Origin of the sequence: Streptomyces sp. NPDC059909 (assembly GCF_042730885.1) — a bacterium.
Classification (GTDB): domain Bacteria; phylum Actinomycetota; class Actinomycetes; order Streptomycetales; family Streptomycetaceae; genus Streptomyces.
The window spans coordinates 26,977-46,124 of the sequence record NZ_JBHWKX010000015.1; the positions used below are offsets into that span (position 1 = coordinate 26,977).

Below are 19,148 nucleotides of genomic sequence, written 5' to 3' on the forward strand. Positions count from 1 at the left end.
CCAGCTTGGCCTCTTCGGCCCCGATGACGCGAACCAGGGGGCGCGTGCGGCGGGGCGGGAAGGAAAACCACGGCGCACCACCCACGCAAGCGCACCCGGGTGTGGCAAACGCCGCACTGCCGAACCGTATCCGCGCCGATACGCTACGAGTCAGTAGCCACACCCAACATCCCCGTGACCAGGCAGGGAGCCGCATCGCGATGTCCGAGCCGGCAGAGCCCCAAAAGATCGACATCCACACCACCGCTGGCAAGCTCGCGGATTTCCAGCGCCGCATCGACGAGGCGACGCACGCGGGCTCCTCGCGCGCGGTCGAGAAGCAGCATGCCAAGGGCAAGCTGACGGCTCGTGAGCGGATCGAACTTCTCCTGGACGAGGGGTCGTTCGTCGAGCTGGACGAGTTCGCCCGGCACCGCTCCACCGATTTCGGCATGGAGAAGAACCGCCCGTACGGCGATGGAGTGGTCACCGGCTACGGGACGGTCGACGGCCGCCCCATCGCGGTGTTCTCCCAGGACTTCACGGTCCTCGGCGGCTCCCTGGGCGAGGTCTTCGGCCAGAAGATCATGAAGGTGATGGACTTCGCGCTGAAGACCGGCTGTCCGGTCGTCGGCATCAACGACTCCGGCGGCGCCCGCATCCAGGAGGGCGTCATGGCCCTCGGCATGTACGGCGAGATCTTCCGCCGCAACACCCACGCCTCCGGTGTGATCCCGCAGATCTCGCTGATCGTCGGCCCCTGCGCGGGCGGTGCGGTCTACTCCCCCGCGATCACCGACTTCACGGTGATGGTCGACCAGACCTCGCACATGTTCATCACCGGACCCGACGTCATCAAGACGGTCACCGGTGAGGACGTGGGCTTCGAGGAGCTGGGCGGCGCCCGGACGCACAACACCACGTCCGGTGTCGCGCACCACATGGCGGGCGACGAGAAGGACGCGATCGACTACGTCAAGTCCCTCCTGTCGTATCTGCCGTCGAACAACCTGTCCGAGCCGCCGGCCTTCCCCGAGGAGGCCCTCCTCGACCTCACGGACGAGGACCGCGAGCTGGACACGCTGATCCCGGACAGCGCCAACCAGCCGTACGACATGCACACCGTCATCGAGCACGTGCTGGACGACGGCGAATTCCTCGAGACGCAGGCGATGTTCGCGCCGAACATCCTCACGGGCTTCGGCCGCGTCGAGGGCTTCCCGGTCGGCGTCGTCGCCAACCAGCCGATGCAGTTCGCGGGCTGTCTCGACATCAACGCGAGCGAGAAGGCCGCGCGCTTCGTGCGCACCTGCGACGCGTTCAACATCCCGGTGCTGACCTTCGTCGACGTCCCCGGCTTCCTGCCGGGCGTGGACCAGGAGTACAGCGGCATCATCCGCCGCGGCGCCAAGCTGATCTACGCCTACGCGGAGGCGACCGTTCCGCTGATCACCGTGATCACGCGGAAGGCCTTCGGCGGCGCGTACGACGTCATGGGCTCCAAGCACCTCGGCGCCGATCTGAACCTCGCCTGGCCGACCGCGCAGATCGCCGTCATGGGCGCGCAGGGCGCGGTGAACATCCTGCACCGGCGCACGATCGCGGCCGCCGGTGACGCGGAGGCGCAGGAGGCGGTCCGCGCCCAGCTGATCACGGAGTACGAGGACACGCTCCTCAACCCGTACATCGCGGCCGAGCGCGGCTACATCGACGCGGTGGTCATGCCGTCGGAGACCCGCGCGCAGATCGTGAAGGGCCTGCGTCAGTTGCGGACGAAGCGGGAAAACCTCCCTCCGAAGAAGCACGGCAACATCCCCCTGTAAACCTCCGGACCGAGAGGAGCCGCTGTGATCAAGGTCGTACGGGGCAACCCGACCCCGGAGGAGCTGGCCGCCGCACTGGCGGTGGTCCAGGCGCGCGCCGCGGCGACGGCTTCCGCCGCGTCCGGCGCGCCCCGGGTGCCGGAGGAGTGGTCGGATCCGGCGCGCATCGCGCGGGCACGGGCCCTGCGTCCCGGCCCGCGGGCGTGGACGCGCACGTTCTGGCCGGGATAGCGCGGAACGGCGGTGGTCACCCACGCGGGAACCTTCGCCACGGCTTCAGCGGCTTCACCGGCCCGTGATGAGTCCGTTGTCACCGGGGCGCCTGAGTACGGATACTCAGGCGCCCCGGGCGTCACCGCAGCACGATCGGAAGCATGCTGTGGTCCGACCCGGAGAACGAACCTCCCAAGGAAATGCGCGACATGCAGGCGATGCTGCGCCGCGCGGGCATTCTGCTGGCGCTCGCGATGATCGTCGCGATGTTCGCCGCCGGGCTGCGCTGAGCCGGCTGCCCGGGGTCGGCCTCCGCCTGGTCCGCGTGCGCCTGGTCCGCGTGCGCCGGGTCGGCCTGCCCGGGGCCGGCCCGGTCGGCAGGATCTCCCGGACGGCCGCCCGCGCCGCCCCCTACGATTGCCCGCATGACCGATCAGTCGCGCCGCCGTGTCGTCCTCGCCTCCGCCTCCCCCGCCCGCCTCACCCTGCTCCGGCACGCCGGGCTGGCCCCCGAGGTGATCGTCAGCGGTGTCGACGAGGACGCCCTGACCGCCCTGAGCCCGGGCGAGCTGGCCCTGGTGCTCGCCGAGGCGAAGGCCGCCACGATCGCAGGCCGCGACGAGGCCGCCGGGGCGCTGGTCATCGGCTGCGACTCCGTGCTGGAGCTCGACGGCGAGGCCCTGGGCAAGCCGGCCGACGCGGAGGAGGCCACGGCCCGCTGGAAGTCCATGCGCGGCCGTGCGGGCGTCCTGCGCACCGGCCACTGCGTCATCGACACCGCCACCGGCCGCCGCACCTCCGCGATCGCCTCCACCACGGTGAACTTCGGCGACCCGACGGACGACGAGATCGCCGCGTACGTCGGAAGCGGCGAGCCGCTGCACGTGGCGGGCGCGTTCACGCTGGACGGTCGCTCGGCGCCGTTCGTCGACTCGATCGAGGGCGACTACGGCAATGTCATCGGCCTGTCGCTGCCGCTGCTGCGGCAGCTGCTCGGCGAGCTGGGGATCCGGATCACGGACCTCTGGGCCGAGCGCGACGAGGCGTAGCACGTACGTCGTACGGACCAGGGCACGCGGTATGCGCCTCGGCACCTGGTACGGGCCTACTGGGCGGGCGCCGTCCCGTTCGTCGCCGCCGGGGCCGCCCCGTCCGCCGGGGCCTGGCCCTTCGGCTCGGCCTTCTCGCGCTTGCCGTACGCCAGCAGGGTCAGCACGATCAGCCCGAGCACGACCATCATGAACCCGAAGGCGGACCAGCCGACCAGGCCGACGCAGAGCGCGCCCAGTACGCCGTGCACGACCGCGCAGACGATCAGCAGGACGCGCGCGAACCGGCCCGGCGCGCGGTCGCGCAGACCGGCGAGCAGCAGGACCAGTCCGCAGGCGGCGAGGTAGGCGCCGAAGACGCCGCCCATCACCCAGGTGCCGGCCGACATGACGTCGGGGTCCAGGCCGTCCAGGGACATGCTCTGGTTGTCCACGACGGTGGCGAGGATCCCGTTGATCACGACGATCCCCACGGCTTCCAGGAAGAGCACGAGCGCGGCCACCACGGCCACCGGTCTGCGCGCCACGGCGCCCACCCCTCAGTTCCGGTTCCCAGCGAGTGTTACCTGCAGTACGAACGACACCGCGAACGCTACTAACGGGTAAACCTCCGGACAAGGGCCCGGACACAGGCAAAGAATCATTCGGCTATTCGTAGGGACTCCACAAAGAAACGTGTCGCGCCGCTGACCGCCTGCGCAGAGACCTTGACCACATCCGAGGGCTACGCTGCACAGCAGGAACCCGGCGTACCGTGGTGCGACAAGGGGTTTCGCGGCACGGGTGCGTCCCGAATCACCCTCCGTGTGGGCAAGCTCACGACTGGGAACGGGTCGAAACGTCGTGTCGGTAGTCCCTAAACTCAGCGTGTTTCAGCGAAGTCTTCGGCGCGGTGACCCGCCGAGTGCTTCGGCAGGGTGAACGAGCCCGGCCGGAGGCCGGCCCGCGGCGTAGCCGCACACCGGGGGTGGTATCCCCCGGGATTAACACAGCAAGGAGGGAGCCATCGTGCGCAAGGTGCTCATCGCCAACCGAGGCGAGATCGCTGTCCGCGTTGCCCGTGCATGCCGGGACGCCGGGATCGCGAGCGTAGCCGTCTACGCCGATCCGGACCGTGACGCACTGCACGTCCGCGCGGCCGACGAGGCGTTCGCCCTGGGCGGTGACACCCCGGCGGCCAGCTATCTGGACATGGGCAAGGTCCTGCAGGCCGCGGCCGATTCGGGTGCGGACGCGATCCACCCCGGTTACGGCTTCCTCTCCGAGAACGCCGATTTCGCGCAGGCCGTCATCGACGCGGGCCTGACCTGGATCGGCCCGCCGCCGTCCGCGATCCGCGACCTGGGCGACAAGGTGGCGGCCCGTCATATCGCCCAGCGCGCCGGGGCCCCGCTCGTCGCAGGAACGCCCGACCCGGTCTCGGGGGCCGACGAGGTCGTCGCGTTCGCCAAGGAGCACGGGCTCCCGATCGCCATCAAGGCCGCCTTCGGCGGCGGCGGACGCGGCCTGAAGGTCGCCCGCACGCTGGAGGAAGTGCCCGAGCTGTACGACTCCGCGGTGCGCGAGGCGGTCGCCGCCTTCGGGCGCGGCGAGTGCTTCGTCGAGCGCTACCTGGACAAGCCGCGCCACGTGGAGACCCAGTGCCTCGCCGACCGGCACGGCAACGTCGTCGTCGTGTCGACGCGTGACTGCTCGCTCCAGCGCCGCCACCAGAAGCTGGTCGAGGAGGCGCCCGCGCCGTTCCTGACCGACGAGCAGAACGCGGAGCTGTACCGCGCTTCCAAGGCCATCCTCAAGGAGGCCGGTTACGTCGGCGCCGGCACCGTCGAGTTCCTCGTCGGCACGGACGGCACGATCTCCTTCCTGGAGGTCAACACCCGGCTACAGGTCGAGCACCCGGTCACCGAAGAGGTCACCGGCATCGACCTGGTCCGCGAGATGTTCCGGATCGCCGACGGCGAGGAGCTGGGCTACGACGACCCGGCCGTGCGCGGGCACTCGTTCGAGTTCCGCATCAACGGCGAGGACCCGGGCCGCAACTTCCTTCCGGCGCCCGGCACCGTCACCGTCTTCGCGCCGCCGTCCGGCCCGGGTGTCCGCCTGGACGCCGGTGTCGAATCCGGCAGCGTCATCGGCCCGGCCTGGGACTCCCTGCTGGCCAAGCTGATCATCACGGGCGCCACCCGTGAGCAGGCGCTCCAGCGCGCCGCCCGCGCCCTGGCCGAGTTCACCGTGGAGGGCATGGCCACCGCCATCCCGTTCCACCGCGCGGTCGTCGCCGACCCGGCGTTCGGTCCCACCGACGGCACCCCGTTCAAGGTCCACACCCGCTGGATCGAGACCGAGTTCGTCAACGAGATCCCGGCCTTCTCCGCGCCCGTCGGCGAGGAGACGGAGGAGGAGTCGGGCCGCGAGACCGTCGTGGTCGAGGTCGGCGGCAAGCGGCTCGAGGTCTCGCTGCCGTCGTCGCTGGGCATGACGCTCGCGCGCACCGGTCTCGCGGCGGGCGCGAAGCCCAAGCGCCGCGTGGCGAAGAAGTCCGGCCCGGCCGCCTCCGGCGACACCCTCGCGTCCCCGATGCAGGGCACGATCGTCAAGGTCGCGGTCGAGGAGGGCCAGGCGGTCAACGAGGGCGACCTCGTCGTCGTCCTCGAGGCGATGAAGATGGAACAGCCGCTGAACGCGCACCGTTCCGGGACGATCAAGGGCCTGGCGGCGGAGGTGGGCGCGTCGCTCACGTCCGGTGCGGTGATCTGCGAGATCAAGGACTGACGTTTCGTCTCCGTGTGGGCCCGCCGGGTAACCCGGCGGGCCCACACGCGCAACGGGCGCTGGGGCGTGCGGCATGCTGGATGCCATGACCACGAGCACGAGCACGGAGGCGGGTACGGCACGGCCGATGCGGGCCGACGCCCGGCGCAACTACGAGCGGCTGCTCGTCGAGGCGCGTGCCGCGTTCGCGGAGCACGGTACGGACGCGTCGCTCGAGGACATCGCGCGACGGGCGGGGGTCGGGATCGGGACGCTGTACCGGCACTTCCCGAACCGGCACGCGCTCATGAACGCGGTCTTCCAGGACGCGCTGGCGTCGCTGCTCCAGCGGTCGAGGGACCTGGCATCGGCGGAACAGCCCTGCGCGGCGCTCGTGGAGTGGCTGCGCGCCATCATCACCCATGCGGGTGAGTACCGGGGCGTAGCGCGGGCCCTCATGTCCGCGTCCCTGTCCCAGTGCAGCGTCCCCCTGCGCGAAGCCGGCGCCCAACTGCTGGCGCGGGCGCAGGAGGCGGGCACGGTCCGTGCCGATGTGTCGATCGGCGACCTCATGCAGCTCACCAACGCGATCGCCCTGGCCGCGGAGCAGGCCCCCACGGACCCCGGCCTCCCTGACCGCCTCCTCACCCTCACCCTCCGCGGCCTGCGCCCCTGACCTGGTGGGCGGCAGGGTCGTTGCCCGTCAGCGGCCGGTGGGTGCGCACAAGCCAATGGCAGTGCGGCTCCGGGCGCCGGTGCACCTCATGCCCGCGGCGCGAAGCCGCCGCAACGGCGGCGGGGTCGGGCCCGCGTCTCACGGCGCGAAGCTGCCGCGGGAGGGGTCGGGGGCGTCAGCCCCCGGCGGGCTTCCCCCGGAGGGGGGCGGAGCCCCTCGTTCGGGAAGGGGCGGGGTGGGGGAGAGACGCACCCGCCCCCGAGAGCCTCAGCGGCGCCGGAGGTCCGCCACGCGCGGGCGGTCCGGCTGGTCCGCCGTGAGGGACGCCGCCGCGGGGGCCGGGCGCAGGCCCGGGTGGGTGCGGCGCTGTCCCGGGAGGGGGACCTCACGGCGAGGGCGCGCGCTCTCACCACCGCCCGCCACCGCCACCTGCACCCCTTGGTCAGCCAGCGCCTGGAGCTCCGTCGCCGCCCGGTCGTCGTGCGGCGGCGGCTCGTCCGTCACCAGTCGCGTGATCACGTCCGTCGGCACCGTCTGGAACATCGTGTCCGTGCCCAGCTTGGTGTGGTCCGCGAGGACCACCACCTCCGCCGCGGCCTGGACCAGCGCCCGGTCCACACTCGCCGACAGCATGTTGGACGTGGACAGCCCGCGCTCGGCGGTCAGACCACTGCCGGAGAGGAACGCACGGGACACCCGCAGCCCCTGCAGCGACTGCTCCGCCCCGCTGCCGACGAGCGCATAGTTCGAGCCACGCAACGTGCCCCCGGTCATGACGACCTCGACACGGTTCGCATGCGCCAGCGCCTGCGCCACCAGCAGCGAGTTGGTGACCACGGTCAGCCCCGGGACCCGCGCGAGCCGGCGCGCCAGCTCCTGCGTGGTCGTCCCCGCGCCGACCACGATGGCCTCGCCTTCTTCGACCAGGGCCGCGGCTGCGTCGGCGATGGCCGTCTTCTCCGCGGTCGCGAGATGGGATTTCTGCGGGAAGCCGGACTCTCGCGTGAATCCGCCCGGCAGTACCGCACCGCCATGCCGGCGGTCGAGGAGTCCTTCTGCCTCCAGTGCCCGCACGTCGCGCCGTACGGTCACTTCGGAGGTCTGGACGACACGGGCGAGCTCACGGAGCGAAACCGCCCCGTTGGCGCGCACCATTTCGAGGATCAGTTGACGACGTTCTGCAGCGAACACGAAACTGACAGTAACCCCAGCGGCCGATAGTTTTCAGCACTATGCGCCGAATTAGCGAAGTTGCGCACACAGCGGATCGACATGTGGTACGGCGCCGCGGGACGGCCTCGGGGGGCGTCCCGCTCGACGGCGGCTGACCCGGCCTTACACCACGGACGTCGTCTTCCGCGTGTGCAGCTGGCGCGCGACCTCCGCGATCGAGCCCGACAGCGAGGGGTACACGGTGAAAGCGTTTGCGATCTGTTCGACCGTCAGATTGTTGTCGACCGCGATCGAGATGGGGTGGATCAGTTCCGATGCGCGGGGCGACACGACCACACCGCCGACGACGATCCCGGTGCCGGGGCGGCAGAAGATCTTGACGAAACCGTCCCGGATGCCCTGCATCTTCGCGCGCGGGTTGCGCAGCAGCGGCAGCTTGACGACACGGGCGTCGATGACACCGCCGTCGACGTCCGCCTGGGTGTAGCCGACGGTCGCGATCTCGGGGTCCGTGAAGACGTTCGACGAGACCGTCTTGAGGTTCAGCGGGGTCACCGCGTCGCCCAGGAAGTGGTACATCGCGATCCGGCCCTGCATGGCGGCGACCGAGGCGAGGGCGAAGACGCCGGTGACGTCACCGGCGGCGTACACGCCCGGCGCGGAGGTGCGGGAGACCTTGTCGGTCCAGATGTGGCCGGACTCGGTGAGGCGGACCCCGGCCTCCTCCAGGCCCATGCCCGCGGAGTTGGGGATCGCGCCGACGGCCATGAGGCAGTGCGTGCCGGAGATGACACGGCCGTCGGCCAGGGTCACCTCGACGCGGTCGCCGACACGCTTGGCGGACTGGGCTCGCGAGCGGGCCATGACGTTCATGCCACGGCGCCGGAACACGTCCTCCAGGACGGCCGCGGCGTCCGGGTCCTCGCCCGGGAGCACGCGGTCGCGCGATGAGACGAGGGTGACGCGGGAGCCCAGTGCCTGGTACGCACCGGCGAACTCGGCGCCCGTGACACCCGACCCGACCACGATGAGCTCCTCGGGGAGCTCGGTCAGGTCGTACACCTGGGTCCAGTTGAGGATGCGCTCCCCGTCGGGCTGCGCGTCCGGGATCTCGCGCGGGTGGCCGCCGGTCGCGATCAGGACCGCGTCGGCGGTGAGCCGCTCCTCGCTGCCGTCCGCCGCGGTGACGACCACCTGCCGGGACCCGTCCATGGCCTGCTGGCCCTCGAGCCGGCCGCGGCCGCGCATGACGCGGGCGCCCGCACGCGTGACGGATGCGGTGATGTCGTGGGACTGGGCGAGCGCGAGCCGCTTCACACGCCGGTTGACCTTGCCGAGGTCCACACCGACGATCCGGGCGGCCTGCTCGATGTGCGGGGTGTCGTCCGCGACGATGATGCCGAGCTCCTCGTGCGAGGAGTCGAAGTTGGTCATCACCTCGGCGGTGGCGATCAGGGTCTTCGAGGGTACGCAGTCGGTGAGGACGGAGGCTCCGCCGAGGCCGTCGCAGTCGACGACGGTCACCTCCGCGCCGAGCTGGGCGCCCACCAGGGCCGCCTCGTATCCGCCGGGTCCGCCACCGATGATCACGATCCGGGTCACTGGGGTTACGCCTCGCGCTCTCGCTCTGCCGGGTGGTTCGTCGAACCCATTGTCCCGCACGCTTCAAGGTGCTTCGCGCCGGGGCCTTCGCACCCGCCGGTGCCGGGCCGGGGATCGTGACGGGCGGCCACCGCTCCCCCTCCCGTACCCTCGATCCCATGTCGCTCTACGCCGCGTACGCCGGCAACCTCGACGCGCGGCTGATGACCCGCCGCGCACCGCACTCCCCGCTGCGCGGCACGGGCTGGCTCAACGGCTGGCGGCTGACGTTCGGCGGCGAGCAGATGGGCTGGGAAGGAGCGCTGGCCACCATCGTGGAAGCGCCGCGTTCCCAGGTCTTCGTCGCGCTGTACGACATCGCGCCGCTGGACGAGGACTCCATGGACCGCTGGGAGGGTGTCGGCCTCGACATCTACCGGCGGATGCGGGTACGGGTGCACACGCTGGACGGCGAGGAGCCCGCATGGGTGTACGTCCTGAACGGCTATGAGGGCGGCCTGCCCTCGGCGCGCTATCTGGGGGAGATCGCCGACGCGGCGGAATCGGCGGGTGCGCCGCACGACTATGTGATGGAGATGCGCAAGCGTCCGTGCTGATGCCCGCGCGGCCGCGGTGAGGTGCGCGTGGATCCCTGTGCGGCTTGTGCGGCCCCTGTGGCGTCTGCCCCTTGTGCGGCGCGGCCTCCTGCGCGTCGCCCCCTTGTGCGTCGCACGCCCTCCTGCGCGTCGTCCCCTTGTGCGGCGCGCGGCCCTCTTGTGCGTTACGACGAGGAAAGCGCTACCGACTCGTAAGCATCGTCATCTACGCGCGTAGGGGTTCACGGGATACCCTTTTCCCGTGAACGTTTCTGTTACCCACCCGGACCCCCACGCCGCGGCCACCGACGCCGCCGCACGCCTGCGCGAGCTCACGGGCGCCGAGACCCACGACGTCGCCCTGGTGATGGGCTCCGGCTGGGCGCCGGCCGTCGACGCCCTCGGCGCGCCCGAGGCCGAGTTCCCGGTCACCGAGCTGCCCGGCTTCCCGCCGCCCGCCGTCGAGGGCCACGGCGGCAAGATCCGCTCGTACAAGATCGGCGAGAAGCGCGCGCTGGTCTTCCTCGGCCGTACGCACTACTACGAGGGCCGTGGCGTCGCCGCCGTCGCCCACGGTGTGCGCACCGCCGTCGCCGCCGGCTGCAAGACCGTCGTCCTGACGAACGGCTGCGGTGGTCTGCGTGAGGGCATGCGCCCCGGTCAGCCCGTCCTGATCAGCGACCACATCAACCTGACGGCCGCGTCCCCGATCGTCGGCGCGAACTTCGTGGACCTGACCGACCTGTACTCGCCGCGGCTGCGCGCGCTGTGCAAGGAGATCGACGCGTCGCTGGAGGAGGGCGTGTACGTCCAGTTCCCCGGCCCGCACTACGAGACCCCGGCCGAGATCAACATGGTCCGTGTGATGGGCGGCGACCTCGTCGGCATGTCCACGGTCCTGGAGGCCATCGCGGCGCGCGAGGCGGGCGCGGAGGTGCTGGGCATCTCCCTGGTCACCAACCTCGCGGCGGGCCTGTCGGGCGAGCCCCTCAACCACGAGGAGGTCCTGCAGGCGGGGCGCGACTCGGCTGCGCGGATGGGTGACCTGCTGACCCAGGTGCTGGACCGCATCTAGAAGTACCGGGGGCCGGCGCCCCCGGACCCCCGCGTGCGCCCCCGGGGGGTGCGGGGCCGTGGTGCGCCCGGTGCCGCGACGGTGGGCCGGCATGTCCGTCCTCGAACACCGGACGGGCTGGGTGGTCGGGGGCCCGGCACCGGGTTGGTGCCGTTGGGGGCGCTCCGGGGTCACCGGCTCTGGGCTCGCCCCGGTGGGTCGCTGATCGCCGGTGGTTTGTGGACAGGCGTTCGTCCTGGGGGTCCCCCCAGGACGAACGCCTAGAGGGAGGGACGGGTGGGCACAACCACCCACCGGGCCGCAGTCGGCAGCGTGCCCCACCCCCACCGACAGCAGCCGCCCCAAGGGACGGACACACCGGCCGCCCGCGCGGTGCCGGGCACACCGCACCCCGCACCCGCCGGAGGCCCACCGCACCGCGCAACCCGAGAACCGCACCCCGGAGCGGGTAGGCGTAACCGCAGACGCACAGACGGCAACCCCGGCACGGGGCACCGACAACCACACCAGAGAGGCACACCGTGGCGCAGGACCTGATCGCGCGGGCCCAGGCTTGGCTGGCCGAGGACCCCGATGCGGAGACCCGGGACGAGCTGGGCAAGCTCATCGAGGCCCAGGACACGGAGGAGCTCGCCGCCCGGTTCGCGGGGACGCTGCAGTTCGGGACCGCCGGGCTGCGCGGGGAACTGGGCGCCGGGCCGATGCGGATGAACCGCGTCGTGGTCATCCGGGCCGCCGCCGGGCTCGCCGCCTACCTCAAGGCCCAGGGCCACACCGGCGGGCTCGTCGTCATCGGCTACGACGCCCGCCACAAGTCCGCCGACTTCGCCCGGGACACCGCCGCCGTCATGGTCGGCGCCGGCCTGCGCGCCGCCGTGCTGCCGCGCCCGCTGCCGACGCCCGTGCTGGCGTACGCCATAAGGCACCTCGGCGCCGTCGCCGGCGTCGAGGTGACCGCCAGCCACAACCCGCCCCGGGACAACGGCTACAAGGTCTACCTCGGCGACGGCTCCCAGATCGTGCCCCCGGCCGACGGCGAGATCGCGGCCGAGATCGACGCGGTGGGCAGCCTGCACGACGTACCGCGCCCGGAGGCCGGCTGGGAGACCCTCGGGGACGAGATCCTGGACGCGTATCTGGCGCGTACGGACGCCGTACTGAGCCCCCACTCCCCCCGTACTGCCCGCGTCGTCTACACGGCCATGCACGGCGTCGGCAAGGACGTGGTCCTGGCGGCCTGGGAGCGGGCCGGGTTCCCGGCGCCCGTGCTCATCGAGGAGCAGGCCGAGCCGGATCCCGCGTTCCCGACCGTCGCCTTCCCCAACCCGGAGGAGCCGGGCGCGATGGACCTCGCCTTCGCGAAGGCGCGCGAGGCCCAGCCGGACATCGTCATCGCCAACGACCCGGACGCCGACCGCTGCGCGGTTGCCGTTCCCGACGACGGCGTGGACGGCGGCTGGCGCATGCTCCGCGGCGACGAGGTCGGAGCGCTGCTCGGCGCCCACCTCGTCCACAAGGGTGCCCGCGGCACCTTCGCCGAGTCGATCGTCTCGTCCTCGCTGCTCGGCCGGATCGCGGCGGCGGCAGGTCTCGGGTACGAGGAGACCCTGACGGGCTTCAAGTGGATCGCGCGCGTCGAGGGCCTGCGGTACGGGTACGAGGAGGCGCTCGGCTACTGCGTCGACCCCGACGGAGTACGCGACAAGGACGGCATCACCGCCGCGCTGCTCGTCGCCGAGCTGGTGTCGGAGCTGAAGGGGCAGGACCGTACGCTCTCGGACCTGCTCGACGACCTCGCCGTCGAGCACGGGCTGCACGCCACCGACCAGCTGTCGGTGCGCGTGGAGGACCTCGGCGTCATCGCGGACGCGATGCGGGCGCTGCGCGAGCGGCCGCCCGTGCTGCTGGCCGGGCTGCAGGTCGTCGAGGCGGAGGACCTGACGAAGGGCAGCGAGAAGCTGCCGCCGACGGACGGCCTGCGGTACTACCTGGAGGGCGAGTTCACGGCGCGCGTCGTCGTCCGCCCGAGCGGCACCGAGCCGAAGCTGAAGTGCTACCTGGAGGTCGTGGTCCCGGTCGCCGACGCGAGCGGGCTGGCGGCCGCGCGGGCGCGTGCCACGGAGGTGCTCGGGGCGATCAAGCGCGACCTGGCGGCCGCGGCCGGCATCTGACCGCGGGGCATCCGACCGCGGTGGCGTCCACCTTCGTACGGGTGAATCCCGTACGGCAGTTGACGCAGCCACCTGTGCCCTCGCGGGGCCCACGGGTGAAGGTGACCCGGGTACCGCCCGCCGAGTCACCGGAGCAGCCGCAGTGCCCCCGATCGCGACACATCACCCCACCGTCCCCGCCTCCCGTCGGCCACCGGCCCCGGGGGGCGGTGGCGTACCGGGTGCGGAGAGCCGGTTGGTCCGGGCGCTGGGACGGGCCGCGCCCGCGCTGGTCGGCTACCTCATGGTGCGGCTGTTCGGGCTGCTGGTGCTCGCGCGCTGGGCGCATGTCCAGGGGCGCGGTGTCTGGCCGACGCTCGCCACGACGTGGGACTCCGACTGGTACCTCGGGATCGCCGACCACGGGTACCAGCGGGAGCTCGGGACGGCCCTGGACTCGAACAACCTGGCGTTCTTCCCGCTCTACCCGGCCCTGGTGAAGGCCGCCGCGGCGGTCACACCCGGCACGCGGGCGTCCGTCGCGCTCGTGATCGCGGTCGTGGCGTCGCTGGTCGCGGCGTGGGGGATCTTCTCGGTGGGCGACCGGCTGCACGGGCAGCGGGTCGGGACCGTGCTCGCGGTGCTGTGGGGCGCGTACCCGGTCGCGGTCGTCCAGTGGATGGGCTACACCGAGTCGCTCTTCACGGCGTTCACGGCGTGGTGCCTGTACGCGGCACTCAAGGGCCGCTGGCTGTGGGCCGGTTCGCTCGCGACGCTGGCGGGGCTGACCCGTCCGACGGGCATCGCCGTCGCCGCGGCCGTCGCCGTCGCAGGGCTCGTGGCGTACGTACGCACGCGCGAGCGACGGGCGCTCGCGGGGGCGCTGCTCGCACCGCTGGGGTGGTGCGGATACGTCGCCTGGGTCGGGCACCGCGTCGGGCGCTGGGACGGGTACTTCGCCGTACAGAAGCTGTGGCGCAACCAGTGGGACGGCGGGCGGTCGACGCTGGTCGAAATGCGAGAGCACCTCGCCTACGACGCGAGCCCGATGTTCTTCCTGGTGCTGGTGTCGGTCGTCCTGGTGGTGTCGGCGGGGCTGTACCTGCTCTGTCTGACGGACCGCCAGCCACTGGCGCTGCTCGTCTTCACGGGTGTGCTGATGGTGATCGTCCTGGGCAGCGGCGGTGTCTACTTCCCGCGCGCCCGCTTCCTCCTGCCCGCCTTCCCGCTGCTCCTGCCGATCGCGGTGGCCGTGGCCCGGGCCCGGCGCCCGGTCGCGCTGGTGGTGCTGGGCGGGGCGGCGCTGTCGTCGGCGTGGCTCGGTGCGAATGCGCTGCTGGTGTGGCCGGGGCCGCCGTGAGGGCCGTCCGTCGGGCCTCGCCGGAAGCTCAGCCGGCCAGGGCCGGCAGCGAGAGCCGCATCCGCAGACCGCGCTCCAGCGGCTCGGCCGCGACACTGCCGCCGTACGTCTCGGCGACCTGGCGCACGATGGCGAGGCCGAGCCCCGAGCCCGGCAGCGAACGCGCCGCCGGGGAGCGGTAGAAGCGGTCGAAGACGTACGGCAGGTCCGCCTCCGGGATGCCCGGGCAAGGGCCGGGCGCGGGCCGCGGGCTCAGCCCGTCGCCATCAGCACCGCGAGGAACACCGCACCGGCGACCGCGGGGGCGAGGATCTCGTACGCCCAGCGCACCTGGGGCTCGCCCTGCGCGCCCGGGCGGGACGCGCTGCGCTCGGCCAGGTCCCGCAGCTCCGCGACCGTCCGGTCGGCGGGCGCCAGCCGGGAGGTGGAGTCGCTGACGTCCGCGGTCACGGACGTACGGCCGTGGGGGTCGTCCTGGGCGGCGATCGTCTGGCGGCGTGCGGCCCGCTTGCGCTGCCGCAGCGACACCGGCACGGCCCACAGCTGGTACTTGGCGCCCTTCTGCGTGAAGACCTCGCTGGAGTATCCGGCGCGCACGTCCGCGACCGCGCCCCACGGGACCGTGATCGTGCGGAACGGGTTCCGGATCCGCAGCCGGTCGTCGTTGACGTACACGGCGGGCCGCAACGTGAAGGCGACGATCAGCGGCACCACCAACAGCAGCCCCGCGACCCCCCACCAGGGCGTGCGGCCCGCGCCGCTCACCAGCGCGTCCACGCCCATCCAGGCGACCAGCGCCAGCATCAGCGCGCCGGCGGCCATGCCGGGGGTCGACCGGAAGACACGGTCGGCGTAGGTCGGCTCGGGGTCCGGGGTGGGGCTCGTCATGCTCCCGATTCTGCCTCACGCGTCTCAGGGGACGAGACCGGCGTACACGATGATGTTGTCGGGGCGGTGGCCGCCGGAGAGCTCTCCCGCCGCAGGTGATGAGCCGCAGCCCGGGCGGGGCGTGTCGCCGTAGACCTTCCGGGTCGGAAAGGCCTTCTTGCTCACCTGCTCCAGCTCCCGGACGCGGAAGACGGCAGTGCTGCCGCCGGCGCGCGCGACGCTGATCTCGTCGCCTACGCGGACCTTCGCGATGTCCTTCAGCACGGCGGGGCCCTTCACGGTGTCGACGTGGCCGATCAGGACCGCCGGTCCGGTCTCACCGGGCGTGACGCCCTTGCCGTACCAGCCGATGCGGTCCGCGTCCGCAACGGACGGCACCTCGACGTTGCCGTCGACGGCGAGGCCGAGCTCCAGGACGGGCCCGGTGTCCGGTGCATGTCACAGGCGTGTGACGGGCGTCACGGGCACACGTGTCCACCTGCGCGTTTCCGTCCGGATCCGACCCGGGGGTGTACAGGCTGCTACGCGCGTAGATATGCTCCCCTGGTGACCATGCCCACCATTGCACCTGCATTCGCTGACGTGACCTCGTCCGACAGCGCACTGCGCCGCTTCCTGCACGGGCTCCCCGGTGTCGACCCCGTCGGCCTGGAAGCGCGCGCCGCGTCTCTCGGCACCCGTTCGATCAAGACGACGGCCAAGGCCTACGCCATCGATCTGGCCATCTCGATGATCGACCTGACGACGCTGGAAGGCGCGGACACCCCGGGCAAGGTCCGGGCGCTCGCCGCCAAGGCCGTCAATCCCGACCCGACCGACCGTACGGCCCCGAAGACGGCCGCCGTCTGCGTCTACCCCGACATGGTGGCCACCGCCAAGGCCGCCCTGGGCGGGGCCGACGTCAAGGTCGCCTCCGTCGCCACCGCCTTCCCGGCCGGCCGCGCCGCGCTCGACGTGAAGCTCGCGGACACCCGTGACGCCGTCGCCGCCGGGGCCGACGAGATCGACATGGTGATCGACCGCGGCGCCTTCCTCGCGGGCAAGTACCTGAAGGTCTTCGAGGAGATCCGCGCCGTGAAGGAGGCCTCCGGCGCCGCGCGCCTGAAGGTCATCTTCGAGACCGGCGAGCTGTCCACGTACGACAACATCCGCCGCGCCTCCTGGCTCGGCATGATGGCCGGGGCCGACTTCATCAAGACGTCGACCGGAAAGGTCGCGGTCAACGCGACCCCGGCGAACACCCTGCTCATGCTCGAGGCCGTCCGCGACTTCCGGGCGCAGACTGGGGTACAGGTGGGCGTGAAGCCCGCCGGCGGCATCCGCACCAGCAAGGACGCGATCAAGTTCCTGGTGCTGGTCAACGAGACCGCGGGCGAGGACTGGCTGGACAACCACTGGTTCCGTTTCGGCGCGTCCAGCCTGCTGAACGACCTGCTGATGCAGCGCCAGAAGCTGGCGACCGGCCGTTACTCCGGCCCCGACTACGTGACGGTGGACTGATCACCATGGCCTTTGAATACGCACCCGCACCCGAATCGCGGTCGGTCGTCGACATCGCCCCGTCGTACGGCCTCTTCATCGACGGCGAATTCACCGACGCCGCCGACGGCAAGGTCTTCAAGACGGTCTCCCCGTCCACCGAGGAGGTCCTCTCCGAGGTCGCCCAGGCGGGCACCGAGGACGTCGACCGCGCCGTGAAGGCCGCGCGCAAGGCCTTCGAGAAGTGGTCCGCGCTGCCGGGCTCCGAGCGTGCCAAGTACCTCTTCCGCATCGCCCGGATCATCCAGGAGCGCAGCCGTGAGCTGGCCGTCCTGGAGACCCTGGACAACGGAAAGCCGATCAAGGAGACCCGCGACGCGGACCTGCCCCTGGTCGCGGCGCACTTCTTCTACTACGCGGGCTGGGCCGACAAGCTCGACCACGCGGGCTACGGGCCGAACCCGCGCCCGCTGGGTGTCGCCGGCCAGGTCATCCCGTGGAACTTCCCGCTGCTGATGCTCGCGTGGAAGATCGCCCCGGCGCTCGCCACCGGCAACACGGTGGTGCTGAAGCCCGCCGAGACCACCCCGCTGTCCGCCCTGTTCTTCGCGGACATCTGCCGCCAGGCCGGGCTGCCGAAGGGTGTCGTCAACATCCTTCCCGGTTACGGCGACGCGGGCGCCGCGCTCGTCGAGCACCCGGGCGTCGACAAGGTCGCCTTCACCGGCTCCACCGCGGTCGGCAAGGCCATCGCGCGCTCCGTGGCCGGTACGGACAAGAAGGTCACCCTGGAGCTGGGCGGCAAGGGCGCCAACATCGTCTTCGACGACGCCCCCATCGACCAGGCCGTCGAGGGCATCGTCGGCGGCATCTTCTTCAACCAGGGCCAGGTCTGCTGCGCGGGCTCCCGTCTGCTCGTACAGGAGTCGATCCAGGACGAGCTGCTCGACTCGCTGAAGCGCCGTCTGTCCACGCTCCGCCTCGGCGACCCGCTGGACAAGAACACCGACATCGGCGCCATCAACTCGGCCGAGCAGCTGGCGCGCATCACCGCCCTCACCGAGACCGGCGAGGCGGAGGGTGCCGAGCGCTGGACCGCGCCGTGCGAACTGCCGTCGTCCGGCTACTGGTTCGCGCCGACGCTGTTCACGAACGTCACGCAGGCGCACACCATCGCCCGCGACGAGATCTTCGGCCCGGTGCTGTCGGTGCTGACGTTCCGTACGCCGGACGAGGCCGTCGCCAAGGCCAACAACAGCCAGTACGGGCTGTCGGCGGGCATCTGGACGGAGAAGGGTTCCCGCATCCTCGCGGTGGCGAACAAGCTCCGGGCGGGTGTGGTGTGGGCCAACACCTTCAACAAGTTCGACCCGACCTCGCCCTTCGGCGGCTACAAGGAGTCGGGCTTCGGCCGCGAGGGCGGCCGCCACGGTCTGGAGGCCTACCTCGATGTCTGAGTCGTCGACGCGTCTGAGTGTCTTCAAGACCTACAAGCTGTACGTCGGGGGCAAGTTCCCCCGGAGTGAGAGCGGCCGGGTGTACGAAGTGACCGACTCCAAGGGCAACTGGCTGGCCAACGCCCCGCAGTCGTCCCGCAAGGACGCCCGCGACGCCGTCGTCGCGGCGCGCAAGGCCTTCGGCGCGTGGTCGGGTGCGACCGCGTACAACCGGGGCCAGATCCTCTACCGCATCGCCGAGATGCTGGAGGGGCGCAGGGAGCAGTTCGTGCGCGAGGTCGCCGACGCCGAGGGCCTGTCGAAGTCGAAGGCGGCCGCGGTGGTGGACGCCGCGATCGACCGGTGGGTCTGGTACGCGGGCTGGACGGACAAGATCGGCCAGATCGTGGGCGGGGCGAACCCGGTCGCGGGCCCGTTCTTCAACCTGTCGACGCCCGAGCCGACCGGTGTGGTCACGGTCCTGGCCCCGCAGAAGTCGTCGTTCCTGGGCCTGGTGTCGGTGATCGCCCCGGCGATCGCGACCGGCAACACGGTGGTCGTGATCGCCTCGGAGAAGGCTCCGCTGCCGGCGCTCTCGCTGGGCGAGGTGCTGGCCACGTCCGACCTGCCCGGCGGCGTGGTCAACGTCCTCTCCGGGCGTACGGCCGAGATCGCGGCCCCGCTCGCCGCCCACCAGGACGTCAACGCGATCGACCTGACCGGCGCGGACGAGCAGCTGGCGAAGGAGCTGGAGGTCGCCGCCGCGGACAACCTCAAGCGGGTGCTGCGGCCGCGCGCCGGCGAGGACTGGTCGGCCGACCCCGGCACCCAGCGCATGACCGCGTTCCTGGAGACGAAGACGGTGTGGCACCCGACGGGTTCGCTGGGTGCGTCCGGCTCGGCGTACTGACGTATCACG

The 19,148-nt window shown here is 71.8% G+C and carries 19 protein-coding genes; 13 read left to right on the forward strand and 6 right to left on the reverse strand.

Annotation, left to right across the window (positions count from 1 at the left end; all coding sequences use genetic code 11):
• Positions 1–200 precede the first annotated feature (200 nt).
• The 4 genes from ACFV9O_RS13200 (at position 201) to ACFV9O_RS13215 (ending at position 3,064) form a co-directional block, all read left to right on the forward strand.
• The gene (locus tag ACFV9O_RS13200) at positions 201–1,802 is read left to right on the forward strand and encodes an acyl-CoA carboxylase subunit beta (protein WP_385416367.1); all 1,602 of its coding nucleotides are present in this window, start codon (positions 201–203) and stop codon (positions 1,800–1,802) included.
• A 24-nt stretch (positions 1,803–1,826) separates the two neighbouring features.
• Positions 1,827–2,033 carry an acyl-CoA carboxylase epsilon subunit gene (locus ACFV9O_RS13205; RefSeq protein WP_385416370.1) on the forward strand — a complete coding sequence of 69 codons (207 nt, stop codon included), beginning with the start codon at positions 1,827–1,829 and terminating at the stop codon, positions 2,031–2,033.
• A gap of 143 nt (positions 2,034–2,176) precedes the next feature.
• Entirely contained in the window at positions 2,177–2,305 is a 129-nt protein-coding gene (gene mmpB, locus ACFV9O_RS13210; RefSeq protein WP_385416373.1) for a morphogenic membrane protein MmpB, read from the forward strand.
• Between the two features lie 135 nt (positions 2,306–2,440).
• Complete coding sequence (locus ACFV9O_RS13215; RefSeq protein WP_385416375.1) at positions 2,441–3,064, forward strand: Maf family protein; 624 nt, start codon at positions 2,441–2,443, stop codon at positions 3,062–3,064.
• A 56-nt stretch (positions 3,065–3,120) separates the two neighbouring features.
• On the opposite strand, the gene ACFV9O_RS13220 is transcribed toward ACFV9O_RS13215, so the two are convergent.
• Positions 3,121–3,600, reverse strand: a complete 480-nt coding sequence (locus ACFV9O_RS13220) for a hypothetical protein (RefSeq protein ID WP_385416377.1) — start codon at positions 3,598–3,600, stop codon at positions 3,121–3,123.
• A 472-nt stretch (positions 3,601–4,072) separates the two neighbouring features.
• On the opposite strand from ACFV9O_RS13220, the gene ACFV9O_RS13225 reads away from it, so the two are divergent.
• Positions 4,073–5,836 carry an acetyl/propionyl/methylcrotonyl-CoA carboxylase subunit alpha gene (locus ACFV9O_RS13225; RefSeq protein WP_385416380.1) on the forward strand — a complete coding sequence of 588 codons (1,764 nt, stop codon included), beginning with the start codon at positions 4,073–4,075 and terminating at the stop codon, positions 5,834–5,836.
• A gap of 73 nt (positions 5,837–5,909) precedes the next feature.
• Entirely contained in the window at positions 5,910–6,491 is a 582-nt protein-coding gene (locus tag ACFV9O_RS13230; protein ID WP_385416383.1) for a TetR/AcrR family transcriptional regulator, read from the forward strand.
• Between the two features lie 267 nt (positions 6,492–6,758).
• On the opposite strand, the gene ACFV9O_RS13235 is transcribed toward ACFV9O_RS13230, so the two are convergent.
• Both ACFV9O_RS13235 and ACFV9O_RS13240 read right to left on the reverse strand, forming a co-directional pair.
• Entirely contained in the window at positions 6,759–7,646 is an 888-nt protein-coding gene (locus ACFV9O_RS13235) for a DeoR/GlpR family DNA-binding transcription regulator (protein WP_385416587.1), read from the reverse strand.
• 180 nt (positions 7,647–7,826) lie between these two features.
• Positions 7,827–9,266, reverse strand: coding sequence for an NAD(P)H-quinone dehydrogenase (locus tag ACFV9O_RS13240; RefSeq protein WP_385416385.1), 1,440 nt, complete (start codon positions 9,264–9,266; stop codon positions 7,827–7,829).
• A gap of 158 nt (positions 9,267–9,424) precedes the next feature.
• Between ACFV9O_RS13240 and ACFV9O_RS13245 the strand changes: the two genes are divergently transcribed.
• From ACFV9O_RS13245 to ACFV9O_RS13260, 4 genes are all read left to right on the forward strand, one after another.
• A complete protein-coding gene (locus ACFV9O_RS13245) occupies positions 9,425–9,862 on the forward strand; it encodes a gamma-glutamylcyclotransferase (RefSeq protein WP_385416388.1) in 438 nt (145 codons plus the stop codon).
• Between the two features lie 241 nt (positions 9,863–10,103).
• Positions 10,104–10,916 (forward strand): purine-nucleoside phosphorylase, encoded by an 813-nt coding sequence (locus ACFV9O_RS13250; protein WP_385416391.1) that lies wholly within the window; start codon positions 10,104–10,106, stop codon positions 10,914–10,916.
• Between the two features lie 521 nt (positions 10,917–11,437).
• Positions 11,438–13,087 carry a phospho-sugar mutase gene (locus tag ACFV9O_RS13255; RefSeq protein WP_385416393.1) on the forward strand — a complete coding sequence of 550 codons (1,650 nt, stop codon included), beginning with the start codon at positions 11,438–11,440 and terminating at the stop codon, positions 13,085–13,087.
• Positions 13,088–13,229: 142 nt separating this feature from the next.
• Positions 13,230–14,426 (forward strand): hypothetical protein, encoded by a 1,197-nt coding sequence (locus ACFV9O_RS13260; RefSeq protein WP_385416396.1) that lies wholly within the window; start codon positions 13,230–13,232, stop codon positions 14,424–14,426.
• A 28-nt stretch (positions 14,427–14,454) separates the two neighbouring features.
• Here ACFV9O_RS13260 and ACFV9O_RS13265 read toward each other — a convergent pair whose 3' ends face one another.
• From ACFV9O_RS13265 to ACFV9O_RS13275, 3 genes are read right to left on the reverse strand one after another with little or no spacing between them, the layout of a single operon-like run.
• On the reverse strand, positions 14,455–14,751 hold the full coding sequence (locus ACFV9O_RS13265; protein ID WP_385416589.1) for a sensor histidine kinase: 297 nt from the start codon (positions 14,749–14,751) through the stop codon (positions 14,455–14,457).
• Entirely contained in the window at positions 14,679–15,314 is a 636-nt protein-coding gene (locus ACFV9O_RS13270; RefSeq protein ID WP_385416398.1) for a PH domain-containing protein, read from the reverse strand. Before ACFV9O_RS13270 ends, ACFV9O_RS13265 begins: the two co-directional genes overlap by 73 nt.
• A gap of 24 nt (positions 15,315–15,338) precedes the next feature.
• A complete protein-coding gene (locus tag ACFV9O_RS13275; RefSeq protein WP_385416401.1) occupies positions 15,339–15,692 on the reverse strand; it encodes a sortase domain-bontaining protein in 354 nt (117 codons plus the stop codon).
• Positions 15,693–15,866: 174 nt separating this feature from the next.
• On the opposite strand from ACFV9O_RS13275, the gene deoC reads away from it, so the two are divergent.
• Genes deoC through ACFV9O_RS13290 form a run of 3 tightly spaced genes read left to right on the forward strand, consistent with a single transcriptional unit; the run spans position 15,867 to position 19,139 of the window.
• Positions 15,867–16,814 (forward strand): deoxyribose-phosphate aldolase, encoded by a 948-nt coding sequence (gene deoC, locus ACFV9O_RS13280; protein ID WP_385416592.1) that lies wholly within the window; start codon positions 15,867–15,869, stop codon positions 16,812–16,814.
• Positions 16,814–18,250 carry an aldehyde dehydrogenase family protein gene (locus ACFV9O_RS13285; protein WP_385416595.1) on the forward strand — a complete coding sequence of 479 codons (1,437 nt, stop codon included), beginning with the start codon at positions 16,814–16,816 and terminating at the stop codon, positions 18,248–18,250. The genes deoC and ACFV9O_RS13285 overlap by 1 nt, the downstream gene beginning before the upstream one ends.
• Complete coding sequence (locus ACFV9O_RS13290) at positions 18,243–19,139, forward strand: aldehyde dehydrogenase family protein (protein ID WP_385416403.1); 897 nt, start codon at positions 18,243–18,245, stop codon at positions 19,137–19,139. Before ACFV9O_RS13285 ends, ACFV9O_RS13290 begins: the two co-directional genes overlap by 8 nt.
• Positions 19,140–19,148 lie beyond the last annotated feature (9 nt).